Below are 15050 nucleotides of genomic sequence, written 5' to 3'. Positions count from 1 at the left end.
CAGAAGCCCGATGCCATCGGATCTGGTGTGCACAGCCGAGGCGGCCCCGGGCACCCTAGGTACGGGTGAGAAAGACGTCGGCGAGCATCTGGCTGCGCGGCAAACCGGCCATGTACAGACGCCGCGCAAAGCTGTCGACCGTCTTCGGATGGCCGCAGAGTAAGGCGAGGGTCTGCCGTGAAACAAGGCGCAGTTCGGCCAAAGCAGCCGGCAACTGCGCCGCCGTCACCAGCTCCACCTGCAGGTTCGCATGCTGCGCTGCCAGCACCTGCAGTTCGCTGGCCAGATAGTGCTCGGCCGCGTCATGCGCCACATGCAGCAGGCGAATGGCGCCCTGATGCTCCTGGCGCAGCGCCTCGCGCAACAAGCCATACAGAGGCGCCAGCCCGGTGCCTGCGGCCAGCAGCCAGAGCGGCCGCGTCTGCCAGTCGGCATCGTAATGCAAGGCGCCACCACGCAACTCACCCAGGCGCAGCCCATCGCCCACCTGCAGGCGCCGCGCGGCATCGCAGAAGGCACCAGGCAGGCGGCAATCGATATGAAACTCCAGCCAGTCGTCTTCGCCCGGCACGCTGGCCAGTGAATAGGGCCGGGCTACTCCCTGCTCGCTCCACAGCAGCAGATGCTGGCCGGGGCGATAGCGCAGCGGCCGCGCCGGCTGCAGGCGCAGGCGCAAGACCTGCGGGCTGGGCCAATCCAGGTCGACCACTCGCGCTGCCAGGCCATCGCGCTGCGGATCGAAGGGTTCGACCTGCAGGTCGCCGAGCACCCGGCACTGGCAGGCCAGGCGCCAGCCCTCGGCACGCTTGTCGGCCGCCAGCGCCTCGGGCTGCAGGTCCTGCGGCTCGCCTTCCACGCAGCGCACCAGACAGGCATGGCAACTGCCGGCCCGGCAGCTGTAGGGCACCGCCACACCGCCGGCGAGCAGCGCATCGAGCAAGTTGGTCTGCAGGGCCACCTGCAGCTGTTGGGCGCCCACGCGCAACTCAGGCACCGGCGCGCTCCCAGCTGGCATCGCAGCGATTGCGCCCGCCGCGCTTGGCCTGATAGAGCGCCTGATCGGCCCGCTGCAGGGCTTCGTCGAGGTCATCGCCGGCGTGCAGCATCGTCATGCCGGCCGAGAGACTGAGGTTCTCGACCTTCACCCCCACCGGCTCGGCCTTGGCGAACGCCTCGCGCAGCCGCTCGCAGCAGGTGGTGAACTGATCGGCATCGGTATTGGGCAGCAGCAGCACGAATTCCTCGCCGCCGTAGCGGGCAATGATGTCGCCGTCACGCAGACAGGCTCGAGCCACCGCGGCGAAGGTCTGCAGCACCCGGTCACCAGCGGCGTGACCGTGAGCATCGTTGATCCGCTTGAAATGATCCAGGTCGATTAATGCCAGGCCGTGCTGATGTCCATGACCGAGGTGTTCCAGCTCGCGACTGGCCAGGCGCAGGAAATGACGGCGATTGAAAAGCCCGGTCAGTTCGTCGGTGGCCACCAGATCCTCGAGCTGGCGCATCATCCCGCGCAGGGTGTCCTGGTGCGCCTGCAGGGCAAAACGGCGCTGGCGCATGCGCTTGCGCATGGCCTGCACGTAACTGGAAAACAGGCACAGCCAGACCAGCAGGATGAACAGCACCCACACCTGCAGCCAGGCCATGCTCGGGTCCACCAGTTGCATGCGATAGGCCTCTATCAGCACCATCGCAGCGAAACCGAAGAAGGCGAACGCGGCGCAACGCACGAACACCCGTGGCGCCAGCTGGAACACGCCGAACAACAGGATCAGCACGTAAAACACCATCATGCTGCCACGGGCGGTGTCGAAGAAGGCCAGCACCGGCGGCTGCCAGGCCAGGGCGACCAGCACCTGAGCCTCGGTGAGGCTGGGATCGTCGAAGCGCAGATTGCGCCCGGTGAGGAAGATCCAGAGAAATACCAGTTGGCTGCCGAACACGCCCAGCGTAAGCCAGGCGGCAACACTGACGGGACCGAGGAACAGGCCGTTGAACACGGCGAACCAGCAAACGAGCGCCATCATCGCGTAGGTGGCGCAGGCCATGGCGAAGCGTTTGAGCAGGAGGCTTTGCAGGCTACGCTGCGTGCCCCGGCGAGTCATTGAGCTCATGGGCTCCATCCCATACTGGCATCTGGCCGTTACTCTACCCCTGTGATCACAGATTGCCTAGCGAGCCGATAACTGCGCATGCAGCCAACATCATCGACCTTAGGCGGCTGTGCCCTGTGCGACCGGCGCGCTATACTGCCGCGCCTTTTTTTGTTGCCTGCCTTCACCGCGGCGACCTGAAAGGCCGTCGCGCAGCGACGTGGGGGCGACGTGAAATCGTGCCCGACTGTTTTTCGCCGTTGCGCCGGGTCGTTGTCCGGCGCTTCCTTGTAGATGTTCCCTGATAGAGGAGCGCCCCAATGACCGTGATCAAGCAGGACGACCTGATTCAGAGCGTCGCCGACGCCCTGCAGTTCATCTCTTATTACCACCCCGTCGACTTCATCCAGGCCATGCACGAGGCCTACCTGAAGGAAGAGTCTCCGGCGGCCAAGGATTCCATGGCGCAGATCCTGATCAACTCGCGCATGTGCGCCACCGGCCACCGCCCGATCTGTCAGGACACCGGCATCGTTACCGTGTTCATCAAGGTCGGCATGGACGTGCGCTGGGACGGCGCCACCATGAGCGTCGACGACATGATCAACGAGGGCGTGCGCCGCGCCTACAACCTGCCCGAGAACGTCCTGCGCGCCTCGATCCTCGCCGACCCGGCAGGTGCCCGCAAGAACACCAAGGACAACACCCCGGCAGTGATCCACTACTCCATCGTCCCCGGTGACAAGGTGGAAGTGGATGTCGCGGCCAAGGGCGGCGGCTCCGAGAACAAGTCGAAGATGGCCATGCTCAACCCGTCCGACTCCATCGTCGACTGGGTACTCAAGACCGTGCCGACCATGGGCGCCGGCTGGTGCCCGCCGGGCATGCTCGGCATCGGCATCGGCGGCACTGCCGAGAAGGCCGCGGTGATGGCCAAGGAAGTGCTGATGGAGCACATCGACATCCACGAGCTGCAGGCCCGCGGCCCGCAGAACCGTATCGAGGAGCTGCGCCTGGAGCTGTTCGAGAAGGTCAACCAGCTGGGCATCGGCGCCCAGGGCCTGGGTGGCCTGACCACCGTGCTCGACGTGAAGATCATGGATTACCCGACCCATGCAGCAAGCCTGCCGGTGTGCATGATCCCCAACTGCGCCGCCACCCGCCACGCCCACTTCGTGCTCGACGGCTCCGGCCCGGCCGTTCTGGAAGCGCCGGATCTGGACGCCTACCCGGAAATCGTCTGGGAAGCCGGCCCGAGCGCGCGCCGCGTGAATCTGGACACCATCACCCCGGAAGAGGTGCAGAGCTGGAAACCGGGCGAGACCATCCTGCTCAACGGCAAGATGCTCACCGGCCGCGACGCCGCGCACAAGCGCATGGTCGACATGCTGAACAAGGGCGAGCAACTGCCCGTCGATCTCAAGGGCCGCTTCATCTATTACGTCGGCCCGGTCGATCCGGTCGGTGACGAAGTGGTCGGCCCGGCCGGCCCGACTACCGCCACCCGCATGGACAAGTTCACCCGTCAGATCCTCGAGCAGACCGGTCTGCTGGGCATGATCGGCAAGTCCGAGCGCGGCCCGATCGCCATCGACGCGATCAGGGACAACAAGGCCGTGTACCTGATGGCCGTCGGCGGCGCCGCCTACCTGGTGGCTCAGGCGATCAAGAAGTCCAAGGTGCTGGCCTTCCCCGAGCTGGGGATGGAAGCCATCTACGAGTTCGAGGTCAAGGACATGCCGGTGACCGTCGCGGTCGATACCAAGGGCGAGTCGGTGCACATCACCGGCCCTGCGATCTGGAACAAGAAGATCGCCGAAAGCCTGGCGGTGGAAGTGAAGTAAGGCAGCGGCAAGCGACTAGCTTCGCTGCAAAGCAGAAGCCCGGCCAAGTGCCGGGCTTCTGCGTTTTCAGGCGCGACGCGTATCGCGCCTGCGTAGGAGCCGTGCCCGCGGCGAATTGGCCCGCGCATACGACAGAGAAGCTTCGCCCCGGGGCGAGGCTCCCACAGGCTGGCGTCAATCCTCACCCGAACCCTGCAACAGTTGCCGGCCACGCGCGAGGTAACTGTCCATCTCCGCCTGCGGCACCATGCTGCCGCCAGTCGCCCAGACCAGATGGGTCGCCCGCGCCATGCGCTGCGGCGTCAGGCCCATGCGCTGGCGATAGCCCTGCTGCTCGCCCAGCACGCGCAACACGCCCGGCATCCCGGCCAGGGCCGAAGTTTCCAGACGCTGGCCCTCGGTCTGTGCCAGCAACGCCAGGTAGCGGAACAACTGTTCATCGCTGACCGTGTAATAGCCGTCGATCAGCCGCTGCATGGCGCGGCCGACGAAACCCGATGGTCGCCCGACCGCCAGGCCATCGGCCGCGGTGCGGTTGTCGATGCCGAAATCCTGCACCGCCAGCTCATCGTGCCGGCCGGTATGCACGCCGAGCAGCATGCACGGCGAATGCGTGGGCTCGGCGAACAGGCAGTGCACCGCATCGCCGAACGCCAGTTTCAGCCCGAAAGCCACGCCACCCGGCCCGCCACCGACGCCACAGGGCAGATAGACGAACAGCGGATGCTCGGCGTCCACCACGACACCGGCTGCCGCCAATTGCTGCCTGAGGCGTTCACCGGCCACCGCGTAACCGAGAAACAGGTTCCTGGAGTTCTCGTCGTCGACGAAGTGGCAACGCGGATCGGCCTCGGCCTGGCGGCGCCCCTGCTCCACGGCAACGCTGTAGTCGCTGGCGTACTCGACCACGGTCACGCCATGGGCGCGCAGCTTGTCCTTCTTCCACTGGCGCGCATCGGCGGACATATGCACCGTGGCCTGAAAGCCCAGACGTGCACTGATGATGCCGATGGACAGGCCGAGATTGCCGGTGGAGCCGACAGCCACCTGATAGCCGCCGAAGAAGGCGCGCATCGCATCGCTGTCGAGGCGGGCGTAATCGTCGTCGCGACCGAGCAGGCCGGCCGCCAGCGCCAGGTCCTCGGCATGCTTGAGCACCTCGTAGATACCGCCGCGGGCCTTGATCGAACCGGAGATGGGCAGATGGCTGTCGCGCTTGAGCCACAGCGCGCCGATCTCGCCATCGGCCTCTTCACGCAGCCGTGCCTGCATCTGCGGCAGCGGCACTACGTCCGACTCGATGATGCCGCCGCTGGCGGCCGTCTGCGGGAACACGCGGGCCAGGTAGGGGGCGAAGCGCTCGAGACGCGCACGGGCATCGGCCACGTCCGCTGCGCTCAAACCGACATCGGCCAATGCTTCGGCAGCAGGCGCCACGGCCGGGTTGAACCAGCTGGTTTCGCGCAGGGCGATCAGTTCGTCGAGCAGCGGATATCGCGCGCGCCATTGGGCAAGCGGCTGGCCAAGAATCATGCGGCGTTCCTCATAGCGGACACTGAACAGCGCGCATTAGACGAAGCCTGCAGCTCTGTGGCAAAGGCCGCACCGTCCACCACCAAGCGGAACGATACTTGCCCACCCATGGCCTAACCTGAAAATCGCCCAGGAGTCGCCATGACCTTCTCCATCATCGCCCGCTGCCCGCGCAGCGGTCAGTTCGGTGTCGCTGCCGCCACCGCCATGCCCGCTGTCGGCAAACTGCTCAGCCACGCGGCGGCCGGCGTCGGCGCGGTGGCGACCCAGGCCCAAGTCAATCCCTACCTGGGCCTGGATGGCCTGGCGCTGCTGCGCCAGGGGCTTTCGGCGCAACAGGCGCTGCAGCGACTCAAAGGCATCGATCCCTGCATGGAGTTGCGCCAGTGCGCGCTGATCGACGCCCAGGGCGATACGGTCTGCTGGACCGGGGAAAAATGCATTCCCTGGGCCGGCTCGCTGACCGGCGAGCAGTTCTCCGTACAGGGTAACCGCCTGGTCGGCCCGCAGGTGCTGGAAGCTGTGGCCGACGCCTTTCGCCAGGTGCAAGAACGCCCGCTGATCGAGCGCCTGATCGAAGCGCTGGCGGCCGGTGACCAGTGCGGCGGCGACCGTCATGGCGAGTCCTCGGCGGTGATCTATGTGGTCGACCGGGAGCAGTACCCGCTGTGGGACATCCGCGTCGACCACCACCTCGATCCGGTGGCCGAGCTGCGCCGTCTGCACGACGTATTCGCCCGCGAAGTGCTGCCCGAGATTCTCGCCATGCCGACCCGTGACAATCCGGCAGGCAAGGCAGCGGAAGACGCCGTCTAAGGCAACGCCGCCGTCGCGACCGATACGCTGCCAAACCCGTCGTTCGACGGCCTGGCACCGCCAAGTGGCAACTCGCAACGTCAATCTTTTGGCCTAGCAAAACGCCACTAAACCGTCAGTCGCCTTATTGCTGCCCTCCATCACCAAGCCTGGTACAGCCAGGTTTGCAGCCGATGGGCCGGTCTTAAGCTGCTATTCCGAGTCACTCTCGCAAGGGAGAGCAGCCATGTTCAGTATCTCCTCCTTCCGCCTGCGTCGCGCCCTGGGCGCGGGCCTGTTGTCTCTGTCACTGGGCCTCGGTCTGAGCGCCCAGGCCGCCCCCTCGAACTCGCTGAAGGCGCCGCGCCCGGTGGTCTGGTCGGACTTCCTGGGCCTCAACGTACAACTGCAGTGGTTTCCCGAGCAGACCTATCGACAGCAGATCGCCAAGTTGAAGGCGCTCGATCTGCGGTGGATTCGCCTGGGCCTGCACTGGGAGCGCCTGGAGCCCGCCCCGGGACAATGGCAATGGACGGACCTTGATCGCCTGATGCAGGTGATCGAGCAGGAACAACTCAAGCCCCTGGTGTACCTGGTCGGTTCGGCCCCCTTCGCCACGTCCGCACCGGCCGGCGTGAGCAACCCCGACCAGTACCCGCCAACCAACCCGCAACTGTTCGCCAACAGCTTCGCCACACTGGCCAGCCGCTATCCCCATGTCGACGCCTGGCAGGTCTGGAACGAGCAGAACATTCCGCCCTTCTGGCAGCCGGCCGAAGATCCGCTCCAGTACCGGCAGTTGCTGGAAAGCAGCCTCGGCACACTGAGCGCCGCGCGCCCGGACGCCACCCAGGTGATCGGTGGCCACGCCTACTACAGCCAGATGCCCGTGCGTGGCGGCCTGATGCTGCAGGCCATGACCCAGCTCGGCAGCGTTAGGCCGGATCGAGTGACGGCTTATCACCCCTACAGTCATGAGCCGGAGGGCGACGTGCCCGGTGCTGGCGATTTCATCGCCCACGCCAATACGGTCAACCAGTATCTGCGCCATTCCGGCAGCGGGCCAATCTGGGCCACGGAGTTCGGCTGGTCGAGCTATGCCGGGCCGGTGGAACTGCAACCGATCATCGGCGAACAGGGCCAGGCCGACTACATGCTGCGGCGCCTGGCGCTGATGAGCGCGATGGATTTCGACCGCATATTTCTCTTCACCCTCAGCGATCTGGATGCGCGCGCCACGCCACGCGACCAGTTCTATGGCCTCCTGCGCCTGAACGGCAGCGAGAAACCCGCCTACCAGGCACTCAAGCGTTTCCTGCAGATCAGCGGCCCCAGCCTCACGCCAATGGATGCGCCGGCCTTCGCCAGTGCGCCGGCCGGCATGTTCAGCATCGCCTGGCAGCGCGCCGATGGGCGCTGGCTGTGGATGTTCTGGGCGCAGGAGAACGGCACCGTGCGCCTGCAACGCAGTGGCAGCGGCACCCTCTACAACCCGCTGCGCGGCACCAGCCAGAGCGTGCGCTCGAGCGGCGGCAGCATCAACGTCACGGTCGGCCGCGAGCTGCAGATGCTGATCCTATGAGCGGCCGAAGCGCTCCAGCTGCATCTCGCGCAAACGGCTCAGCGTGCGGCGAAAGGCAAAGTCGAGGTAGCCCTGGGTGTACAACTCATCCAGCGCCACCTCGGCTTCGATATACAGCGGCACGCGGCGGTCGTAGCACTCGTCGACCAGGGCGATGAAACGGCGTACCGCATCGTCGTTGCGCGACAGCGCCGGCAGTTGCCGATCCCCGGCATCGACCCGCTCGGCACCGTCCTCGGTGCCACGGGCGATACGCCCCTCGCGTTGCTCGCCACCCAGGCACGGCACCTCGCCAAGCAGGATCGCCGGGAAACGCTCGCACAGCTCGATGAAATCCGGTGCGGCCAGCGGCTGCTCGCACAGATCCCGGAAGCAGCACCAGAGCGCCGCTGGGCCATGGCCGAGGTTTTCGATACGGCGATGGTTGATTTCTACCGGCTCGCAGCTAATTGTTTGCCCCTCGCTCAGACGAGCGAAAAGCTCACCCAGCGCCTGCGGCTGCTGCACCCAGTAGCGCTGCACCTCGGTACCGGGATGCAGACGATGATCCTGCTCGCCGTCCACGGTCACCACCTGCATGTGCGCCTCAAGTGCAGCGATGGCCGGCAGGAAACGCTCGCGATTGTAGCCATCGGCATAGAGCTGAGCCGGCGGCTGGTTGGAGGTGGCCACCAGTACCACGCCCTGCTCCACCACCAGGCTGAGCAGGCGACCGAGCAGCATGGCATCGCCAATATCGCTGACGAACAGCTCGTCGAAACACAGCACGCGCACCTCGCGCCCCAGCTCCTCGGCCAGCAGGCGCAGCGGATCGGCATTGCCGGTGAGCTGAAACTGGCGGCGATGCACCCACTGCATGAAGTGATGGAAATGCTGCCGCCGCGCCGGTACGCGCAGGCCGTTGTAGAAGCTGTCCATCAGCCAGGTCTTGCCGCGCCCGACCGGCCCCCAGAGGTAGACGCCGAGTGGGCGCTCACCACGATGCACGGCCTCATGGCAGTGCTGCAGCGCCTCCACGGCACGGCGCTGCGCGGCATCGGCGACGAAACCGCCCGCCAGCGCACGTTGGTAGGCGGCCAGCGGTGAGTCCGGTGACTGCGGGGCGTTCACCGCAGCACCAGCCGACCGCCTTCGAACTGCCGCGGCCAGTCGCGGCGGGTGAATACCTGGCCCTGCTCGCGCACGCGGCGTACCTCGGCCAGATCCAGCTCGGCGATCAGCCAGTGGCTGCGTGTGGGGCACAGCTGCGCGCTCTCGGCGATCACCCCATTGGCCGGCATGCCATAGTCCGACGGCACGTACAGCGCGGCGCGGCCGATGTTCTCGTCCAGCGCTGGCGACCAGGGTGCCAGGCCGACCGTGGGCGACTGCAGCACGGCAATCTGGTTTTCCAGGGCACGGGCCTGGGCACCGATGCGCACGCGATGGAAGCCCGCTTCGGTATCCGTGCAACTAGGCGCCAGGATCAGATCGACGCCAGCCTCGGCCAGGGTGCGCGCCAGGAGCGGGAACTCGTTGTCGTAGCAGATCAGAATGCCCAGCTTGCCCAGCGGCGTGTCGAACACCTTGAGCCCGCTGCCAGCGGCGATCCGCCACTGCTCCAGCTCGAAGCGGGTCATCATCAGCTTGTCCTGGCTGCCCAGGCAGCCCTCCGGGCCGAACAGCCAGGCGCGGTTGCGGTAGACGCCGTCATCATCCAGCATGGCTACCGAGCCGGGCTGCAGATGGACCTTGAGCAGGCGCGCCAGGCTTTCGCACAGTTCCAGCCAGCGCGGCAGCAGTGGCTGGATGCCGGCGATGGAGCCGTGCAGGTCGCTGCGCTCGGCCTCCGGCAATTGACCGGTCAGCACCAGACCGGCGTATTCCGGCAACAGCAGCAACTCGGCGCCCTGCCCGGCTGCCTCCTCGCACAACGTGGTCAGATGTTCGGCGTAGGCGTCCCAGCTCGTCAGCAGGTCGATGTGATATTGGCAGGCGGCAAGCTTGATCATCAGGTGAGTTCCTTGAGCCAGAACGACATGGGCTTGGCAGATTCCTCGGTCTCGTCCAGATCGCGCCAGTGGTACTGGGTGTGCAATTCGGGATGATGGCGATAGCCGCGGCGCGCCCAGAAGGCATCCAGCGGCTGATAATCGGCGGGCCGCCGCGGATGGTCGGCCGGGCGCTGCACGGCGCAGAAGGCGCACCAGTCGAAGCGGCCCAATTTACGCGCATGTGCTTCGCGCTCGGCGAAGAAGCGCACGCCCAGGCCACGTCCGCGCCAGGCCGGCAACACCACCGACTCGGCGCAGTAGAAGATGCGCGCGGGATCCCAGCCTGCCGAGAGGAACGGCTGCTGGAATTCCACGGTTTCGTCAGCCAACGGCAGCGCCGTGGACGCGCCGACCACGCGACCCTCGTCACGCACCAGCACGCACAGGCTATCGGCGCTGCGCACGTAGGTGCCTAAGTACTCGGCTTCGTAATCGAGGCTGCCGTCGTAGAGGTAGGGGAATTCACGGAAGACGGTGATCCGCAAATGCGCCAGGTCTTCGATATGGGGCGCTATCTGCGGCCCCTGGAGCAATTCGATGTCCATCTGGAGTCGTTCGCCAGCAGCAGGGTGACGCCGGCGGCTATGCCGGCACAAAAGCGCGAACTTATCATGCGTGCCAACCCACCACTAACCACGCTACGAAAGGAACTTAGCCATGACCGCCACCGAACTGGTTCAGGCCTACTACGCCGCCTTCAACGCCGGCGACATGCCCGCCTTCCTCGACCTGCTGACCGAGGACGTGGTGCACGACATCAACCAGGGTGAACGCCAAATCGGCAAGGCCACCTTCGCCGCCTTCATGGACAAGATGAACCGCTGCTACCGCGAGCGCCTGACCGACATCGTGGTGATGCAGAACGCCGAAGGCAGCCGCGCCGCCGCCGAGTTCGTGGTGCACGGCGAATACCTGGCCGACGACGAAGGCCTGCCACCAGCCAACGGCCAGACCTATGTACTGCCGGCCGGCGCCTTCTTCGAGATCAGGAACGGCAAGGTCGCGCGCATCAGCAACTACTACAACCTTAATGACTGGGTTGCGCAGGTGGGCTGAACCTACTCAGACAGGGACCGAGCCTTTCAGCCGCTCGGTTCCTTGACGCACAAGATGCCTCCCGGCTCAGTTAACCCAATACAGTCCACGTTGCTCGGCCAGCCGCGCTCGCTCCCGATCCAGCTCGGCCCGTAGCTCTTCTTCGCTGGGCAGCACCAGCTTGTATTTGCTGGCGAACAGTTGCTCGCTGCCCTGCAGCACCGAGTAACGCACCACGGACGCATCCTTCTGTGCACAGAGGATGATGCCCACGGTCGGGCCGTCTTCCGGGCCACGCCTGAGGTCATCGAACATGCGCACGTACATGTCCATCTGGCCGATGTCCTGATGGGTCAACTCGCCGCGCTTGAGATCGAAAATGACAAAGCACTTGAGCAGGTAGTTGTAGAACACCAGGTCGATGTAGAAATCCTTGCTCTCGGTGCTGATGCGCTGCTGCCGGCCGACGAAGGCGAAGCCCTTGCCTAACTCCAGCAGAAAGCTCTGTAACTGGTCGATCAGCGCCTGCTCCAGCTCACCCTCCAGCATGGTGCCGGCATTGGGCAGACCGAGGAACTCCAATAGCACCGGATCGCGCACGAACTCACGCGGACTCTTACCCAAGGCCTGTAGCTTGCTCGCCGCCTCCTGCTCGACCGCCGCGCGATCCTGGCTGGCCAGCAGACGCTCGTAATACAGCGTACCGATCTGCCGCTCAAGTGCTCGGGTGCTCCAGTTCTGCGCGGCGGCTTCGTCCATGTACCACTGCCGCGCGCTTTCGCTGTCCACCTTGAGAAGGGTGCGATAGTGCGTCCAGCTCAATTCGCGACGCAGTGCGTCGCGAATTGGAAAAGCCAAAAAGAACGCCCGCATATGGCGCAGATTGGTTGCGTCGAAGCCCCTGCCGAACTCAGCCGCCAGCTCTTTGGCCAGGGCCGGTAGCAACTGCTTGCCGTAGGCGGCACGCGTCTGACCACCCTGTTCGAACTCGACGATATGCCGCCCGATTTCCCAGCAGGTTTGCACCTGAATCGCATCCACAGCCCGCACTGCCTGGTGCCGCGCCAGGCGGATGAGCTCGGCCAGTTCGGCGAGCAAGGGTTGTAGCCTGGGGTGAGCGTTGTCTGGTTTCATCTTTCCTCCCTGAATGCCGAAACGAATTCAACTACCGATCCTGCCAGCGATGGCCTGCTCACCACGAACCTTAGCCGCTCCCTCATCCGTGAGCCAATGCTCAAGCCCCTGCAGCGGACTTATCAGCGATAGCGCAACGCCCGAAACATTCTGCAAAGCCTTAATACAGCGTTAAGCCAGCCCTTCGCACAATCGCCCCAGGTTCATTACCGAGGTTCCGAGCATGGAACTACCCTGGGCGCAGCATGATCGTCCCGTGGCCCGTATCGGCCGTGGCGACACCTATGAACTTCATCTGGCCGCTCCCGGCAGTGCACGTCGCGCTGCTCTGGAAGGCTTTATCCGTCAGCGCTTCGAGCTGCAACACGGCGCGCGCATCCGCCATTTCATGCCCTGCCTGTTCGGCCTGGGAAATCCGGCCGGACAGCTGCTCGGCGCTGTAGGCGTGCGTAGCGGCAACAGCGGGCCGCTGTTTCTCGAGCGTTACCTGGACGAGCCGATCCAGGCGGCCATCGGTGCGCGCCTGGGTCATACCGAACCCAGCCGTGACGAGCTGGTGGAAGTTGGCAACCTGGCCGCCGACAGCCCCGGCGCGGCGCGCCTGCTGATCGTCGCGCTGACCGATCTGCTGGTGGCGCTGGGCTTTCGCTGGGTCACTTTTACCGGAACGCCACCCCTGCTCAACAGCTTCCAGCGCCTGGGCCTGACGCCCATCGCCCTCGGCGAAGCCGATCCGGCGCGCATTGGCGAGGAGTTGGCCGACTGGGGTAGCTACTACGACAACCGTCCACTGGTCATGGCCGGCGATATCCATGGCGGCCACCAGCGCCTGTTGCAGCTTGGCGCCTACCCGCGCCTCGGCCATCAACCGCTCTATGCGCTGGAGGACATGCCCGATGTGGTCTGCAGCTGAAGCCTTCTTCGAGTGCCTGGCCGAGTCCGGCCCGCAGGTCGCGCTGGCTGAAGGCGAGCGCAGGCTGACCTACGCCGAATTGCTCGCTGCCGTCGCGGCGCGAGGTAGACACCTGCGAGCACTTGGCGCCCACCGTGTGGCGCTGGCCCTGGACAATGGCATCGACTGGGTGCTCTGGGATCTGGCGGCGCTGCATGCCGGCCTGGTCTGCGTACCGCTGCCGAGCTTCTTCTCTGCCGAGCAGCAGCGTCACGTGCTCGACAGCGCCGGCATCGATTGCCTGATCGGCGCCGCTGCCCCCGGCTTCGCCTGCGTCGAGAACGACATCTATCGCCGCACGGTGGTGCAGCCTGCCGAGCTGCACCCGGGCACCTGCAAGATCACCTTCACCTCCGGCACCACTGGCCAGCCCAAAGGCGTATGCCTGGACCTGGACACGCAACTGGCGGTGGCGCGCAGCCTGGTTGCGGCCAGCGCCAGCCGCAACGTCGAACGTCATCTATGCATCCTGCCGCTGGCGACCCTGCTGGAGAACATTGCCGGCATCTATGCACCGCTGCTGGCCGGTGCTCGGGTCGAGCTGATGCCCATGGCGCAGGTCGGTCTGAGCGGAGCCAGCGGCTTTGACCTGATGCGCTTTCTTCAGGCATTACAGGCTGCGCAGCCTCACAGCCTGATTCTGCTGCCGCAGTTGCTGCTGGCCCTGGTCAGCGCTGCCGAACGCAAGCTGCCGGTGCCGGACTCGCTGCGCTTCGTGGCAGTCGGTGGCGGGCGAGTTTCCCCGCAGTTGCTGGAGCGCGCCGACGCGCTCGAGTTACCGATCTTCGAAGGTTATGGGCTGTCCGAGTGCGCTTCGGTGGTGTGCCTGAACACGCCCGAGCGGCACCGTATCGGCAGTACCGGCCAGCCGCTTGGCCACCTGCAGGTGACGCTGGCGGCCGACGGTGAAGTGCTGGTCAAGGGCGCACGGATGCTCGGCTATCTCGGTGAGCCGGCGCCGCAAGGCGAATGGCTGGCCACCGGCGACCTCGGTCATTTCGAGCAAGGCTTTCTGGTTCTGCACGGGCGCAAGAAGCACCAGTTCATCACCGCCTATGGACGCAACGTCAACCCGGAATGGGTCGAGTCCGAGCTGGTGCAGCAGTTGCCCGTCGCGCAGGCCTGGCTGCACGGCGAAGCGCTGCCGGCCAACGTCGCAGTGCTGGTAGCGCGCTTTTCCAACACCTCCGACGCGCAGTTGCAAGAAGCCGTGGATACGGTCAATCGCGGCCTGCCGGACTACGCCCGCGTGCACCACTGGCTGCGCGCCGACGCACCTTTCACTACGAACAACGACCTGGCCACGGCCAATGGTCGCCTGCGCCGCGTCGCCCTGCTCGACCATTACCAACGCGCCATCGATGAACTGATGGCAGAAGGAGTACCTGCATGAGTTTCTACCAATCCCTGCTGACCCAGACCCAGGCCGAGCGCGAGTACCTGCTCGGCGCGCCGATCATCCAACAGGCCATGAGCGGCCAGGTCGCCCTGCACAGCTACATCGCCTTCCTCACCGAGGCCTACCACCACGTCAAGCACACCGTGCCGCTGCTGATGGCCTGTGGCGCGCGCCTGCCTGAACGCCTGGAATGGCTGCGCGAGGCCATCGCCGAATACATCGAGGAGGAGTACGGCCACCAGGAGTGGGTGCTCAATGACATCGCCGCCTGTGGTGCGGACAAGGAAGCCGTACGCAACGGCACGCCGCGCCTGCCCACCGAACTGATGGTGGCCTACGTCTATGACCGCATCGCCCGGCACAACCCGGTGAGCTTCTTCGGCATGGTCAACGTGCTCGAAGGCACCAGCATCGCCCTGGCCACCCAGGCCGCCGGCATCATCCAGGACAGGCTGCAGCTGCCGAGCCAGGCCTTCAGCTACCTCAACTCCCACGGCAGCCTGGATCTGGAACATATCGAGTTCTTCAAGAAACTGATGAACCGCCTGGACAACGACGACGACAAGGCCGCCGTGGTGCACACCGCCAAGGTGGTTTACAGACTCTATGGCGACATGTTCCGCAGCCTGCCGCTTTCAGGCGAGGAGTAA

Annotated in this window: 14 protein-coding genes; 7 read left to right on the top strand and 7 right to left on the bottom strand. The window is 65.5% G+C overall.

Annotation, left to right across the window (positions count from 1 at the left end; all coding sequences use genetic code 11):
* Nucleotides 1-55: 55 nt before the first annotated feature.
* Together BLS61_RS21110 and BLS61_RS21105 are read right to left on the bottom strand one after the other, a co-directional pair.
* The gene (locus BLS61_RS21110) at nucleotides 56-994 is read right to left on the bottom strand and encodes an iron-sulfur-binding ferredoxin reductase (RefSeq protein WP_090434279.1); all 939 of its coding nucleotides are present in this window, start codon (nucleotides 992-994) and stop codon (nucleotides 56-58) included.
* Nucleotides 987-2114: a GGDEF domain-containing protein gene (locus BLS61_RS21105; protein ID WP_090434276.1), complete on the bottom strand. Its 1128-nt coding sequence runs from the start codon at nucleotides 2112-2114 to the stop codon at nucleotides 987-989. Before BLS61_RS21105 ends, BLS61_RS21110 begins: the two co-directional genes overlap by 8 nt.
* Nucleotides 2115-2413: 299 nt before the next feature.
* On the opposite strand from BLS61_RS21105, the gene BLS61_RS21100 reads away from it, so the two are divergent.
* Nucleotides 2414-3937 (top strand): fumarate hydratase, encoded by a 1524-nt coding sequence (locus BLS61_RS21100; RefSeq protein WP_090434273.1) that lies wholly within the window; start codon nucleotides 2414-2416, stop codon nucleotides 3935-3937.
* Between the two features lie 174 nt (nucleotides 3938-4111).
* Here BLS61_RS21100 and dsdA read toward each other — a convergent pair whose 3' ends face one another.
* A complete protein-coding gene (gene dsdA / locus BLS61_RS21095; protein ID WP_090434270.1) occupies nucleotides 4112-5470 on the bottom strand; it encodes a D-serine ammonia-lyase in 1359 nt (452 codons plus the stop codon).
* A gap of 141 nt (nucleotides 5471-5611) precedes the next feature.
* Between dsdA and BLS61_RS21090 the strand changes: the two genes are divergently transcribed.
* Entirely contained in the window at nucleotides 5612-6286 is a 675-nt protein-coding gene (locus tag BLS61_RS21090) for a DUF1028 domain-containing protein (RefSeq protein ID WP_090434268.1), read from the top strand.
* A gap of 226 nt (nucleotides 6287-6512) precedes the next feature.
* Nucleotides 6513-7847 (top strand): beta-galactosidase, encoded by a 1335-nt coding sequence (locus BLS61_RS21085; protein WP_090434266.1) that lies wholly within the window; start codon nucleotides 6513-6515, stop codon nucleotides 7845-7847.
* Here BLS61_RS21085 and zapE read toward each other — a convergent pair.
* The 3 genes from zapE to BLS61_RS21070 are packed head-to-tail and all read right to left on the bottom strand — an operon-like array spanning nucleotide 7842 to nucleotide 10425.
* Nucleotides 7842-8957: a cell division protein ZapE gene (gene zapE / locus BLS61_RS21080; RefSeq protein ID WP_090434264.1), complete on the bottom strand. Its 1116-nt coding sequence runs from the start codon at nucleotides 8955-8957 to the stop codon at nucleotides 7842-7844. The two genes, BLS61_RS21085 and zapE, sit on opposite strands and share 6 nt — an antisense overlap.
* Nucleotides 8954-9838, bottom strand: a complete 885-nt coding sequence (locus tag BLS61_RS21075) for a carbon-nitrogen hydrolase family protein (protein WP_090434262.1) — start codon at nucleotides 9836-9838, stop codon at nucleotides 8954-8956. The genes zapE and BLS61_RS21075 overlap by 4 nt, the downstream gene beginning before the upstream one ends.
* Nucleotides 9838-10425, bottom strand: a complete 588-nt coding sequence (locus BLS61_RS21070; RefSeq protein WP_090434260.1) for a GNAT family N-acetyltransferase — start codon at nucleotides 10423-10425, stop codon at nucleotides 9838-9840. The genes BLS61_RS21075 and BLS61_RS21070 overlap by 1 nt, the downstream gene beginning before the upstream one ends.
* Nucleotides 10426-10537: 112 nt before the next feature.
* Here BLS61_RS21070 and BLS61_RS21065 point away from each other — a divergent pair, with 112 nt between their 5' ends.
* Nucleotides 10538-10936 (top strand): nuclear transport factor 2 family protein, encoded by a 399-nt coding sequence (locus BLS61_RS21065; RefSeq protein WP_090434257.1) that lies wholly within the window; start codon nucleotides 10538-10540, stop codon nucleotides 10934-10936.
* A gap of 66 nt (nucleotides 10937-11002) precedes the next feature.
* Here BLS61_RS21065 and BLS61_RS21060 read toward each other — a convergent pair whose 3' ends face one another.
* Nucleotides 11003-12049 (bottom strand): PDDEXK nuclease domain-containing protein, encoded by a 1047-nt coding sequence (locus BLS61_RS21060; RefSeq protein ID WP_090434254.1) that lies wholly within the window; start codon nucleotides 12047-12049, stop codon nucleotides 11003-11005.
* 223 nt (nucleotides 12050-12272) lie between these two features.
* On the opposite strand from BLS61_RS21060, the gene BLS61_RS21055 reads away from it, so the two are divergent.
* From BLS61_RS21055 to BLS61_RS21045, 3 genes are read left to right on the top strand one after another with little or no spacing between them, the layout of a single operon-like run.
* Nucleotides 12273-12962, top strand: a complete 690-nt coding sequence (locus tag BLS61_RS21055; RefSeq protein WP_090434251.1) for a thermostable hemolysin — start codon at nucleotides 12273-12275, stop codon at nucleotides 12960-12962.
* Nucleotides 12946-14394 (top strand): AMP-binding protein, encoded by a 1449-nt coding sequence (locus tag BLS61_RS21050; protein WP_090434248.1) that lies wholly within the window; start codon nucleotides 12946-12948, stop codon nucleotides 14392-14394. Before BLS61_RS21055 ends, BLS61_RS21050 begins: the two co-directional genes overlap by 17 nt.
* Nucleotides 14391-15050 (top strand): iron-containing redox enzyme family protein, encoded by a 660-nt coding sequence (locus BLS61_RS21045; RefSeq protein ID WP_090434245.1) that lies wholly within the window; start codon nucleotides 14391-14393, stop codon nucleotides 15048-15050. The genes BLS61_RS21050 and BLS61_RS21045 overlap by 4 nt, the downstream gene beginning before the upstream one ends.

Origin of the sequence: Ectopseudomonas guguanensis (assembly GCF_900104265.1) — a bacterium.
Classification (GTDB): domain Bacteria; phylum Pseudomonadota; class Gammaproteobacteria; order Pseudomonadales; family Pseudomonadaceae; genus Aquipseudomonas; species Aquipseudomonas guguanensis.
This window is presented reverse-complemented; position numbering and strand designations above follow the sequence as displayed.

Coding starts and splice junctions, on each gene's coding strand:
- BLS61_RS21105 (WP_090434276.1), bottom strand. CDS start 2,114: ATGAGCTCAATGACTCGCCGGGGCACGCAGCGTAGCCTGCAAAGCCTC.
- BLS61_RS21100 (WP_090434273.1), top strand. CDS start 2,414: ATGACCGTGATCAAGCAGGACGACCTGATTCAGAGCGTCGCCGACGCC.
- dsdA (WP_090434270.1), bottom strand. CDS start 5,470: ATGATTCTTGGCCAGCCGCTTGCCCAATGGCGCGCGCGATATCCGCTG.
- BLS61_RS21090 (WP_090434268.1), top strand. CDS start 5,612: ATGACCTTCTCCATCATCGCCCGCTGCCCGCGCAGCGGTCAGTTCGGT.
- BLS61_RS21085 (WP_090434266.1), top strand. CDS start 6,513: ATGTTCAGTATCTCCTCCTTCCGCCTGCGTCGCGCCCTGGGCGCGGGC.
- BLS61_RS21075 (WP_090434262.1), bottom strand. CDS start 9,838: ATGATCAAGCTTGCCGCCTGCCAATATCACATCGACCTGCTGACGAGC.
- BLS61_RS21070 (WP_090434260.1), bottom strand. CDS start 10,425: ATGGACATCGAATTGCTCCAGGGGCCGCAGATAGCGCCCCATATCGAA.
- BLS61_RS21065 (WP_090434257.1), top strand. CDS start 10,538: ATGACCGCCACCGAACTGGTTCAGGCCTACTACGCCGCCTTCAACGCC.
- BLS61_RS21060 (WP_090434254.1), bottom strand. CDS start 12,049: ATGAAACCAGACAACGCTCACCCCAGGCTACAACCCTTGCTCGCCGAA.
- BLS61_RS21055 (WP_090434251.1), top strand. CDS start 12,273: ATGGAACTACCCTGGGCGCAGCATGATCGTCCCGTGGCCCGTATCGGC.
- BLS61_RS21050 (WP_090434248.1), top strand. CDS start 12,946: ATGTGGTCTGCAGCTGAAGCCTTCTTCGAGTGCCTGGCCGAGTCCGGC.
- BLS61_RS21045 (WP_090434245.1), top strand. CDS start 14,391: ATGAGTTTCTACCAATCCCTGCTGACCCAGACCCAGGCCGAGCGCGAG.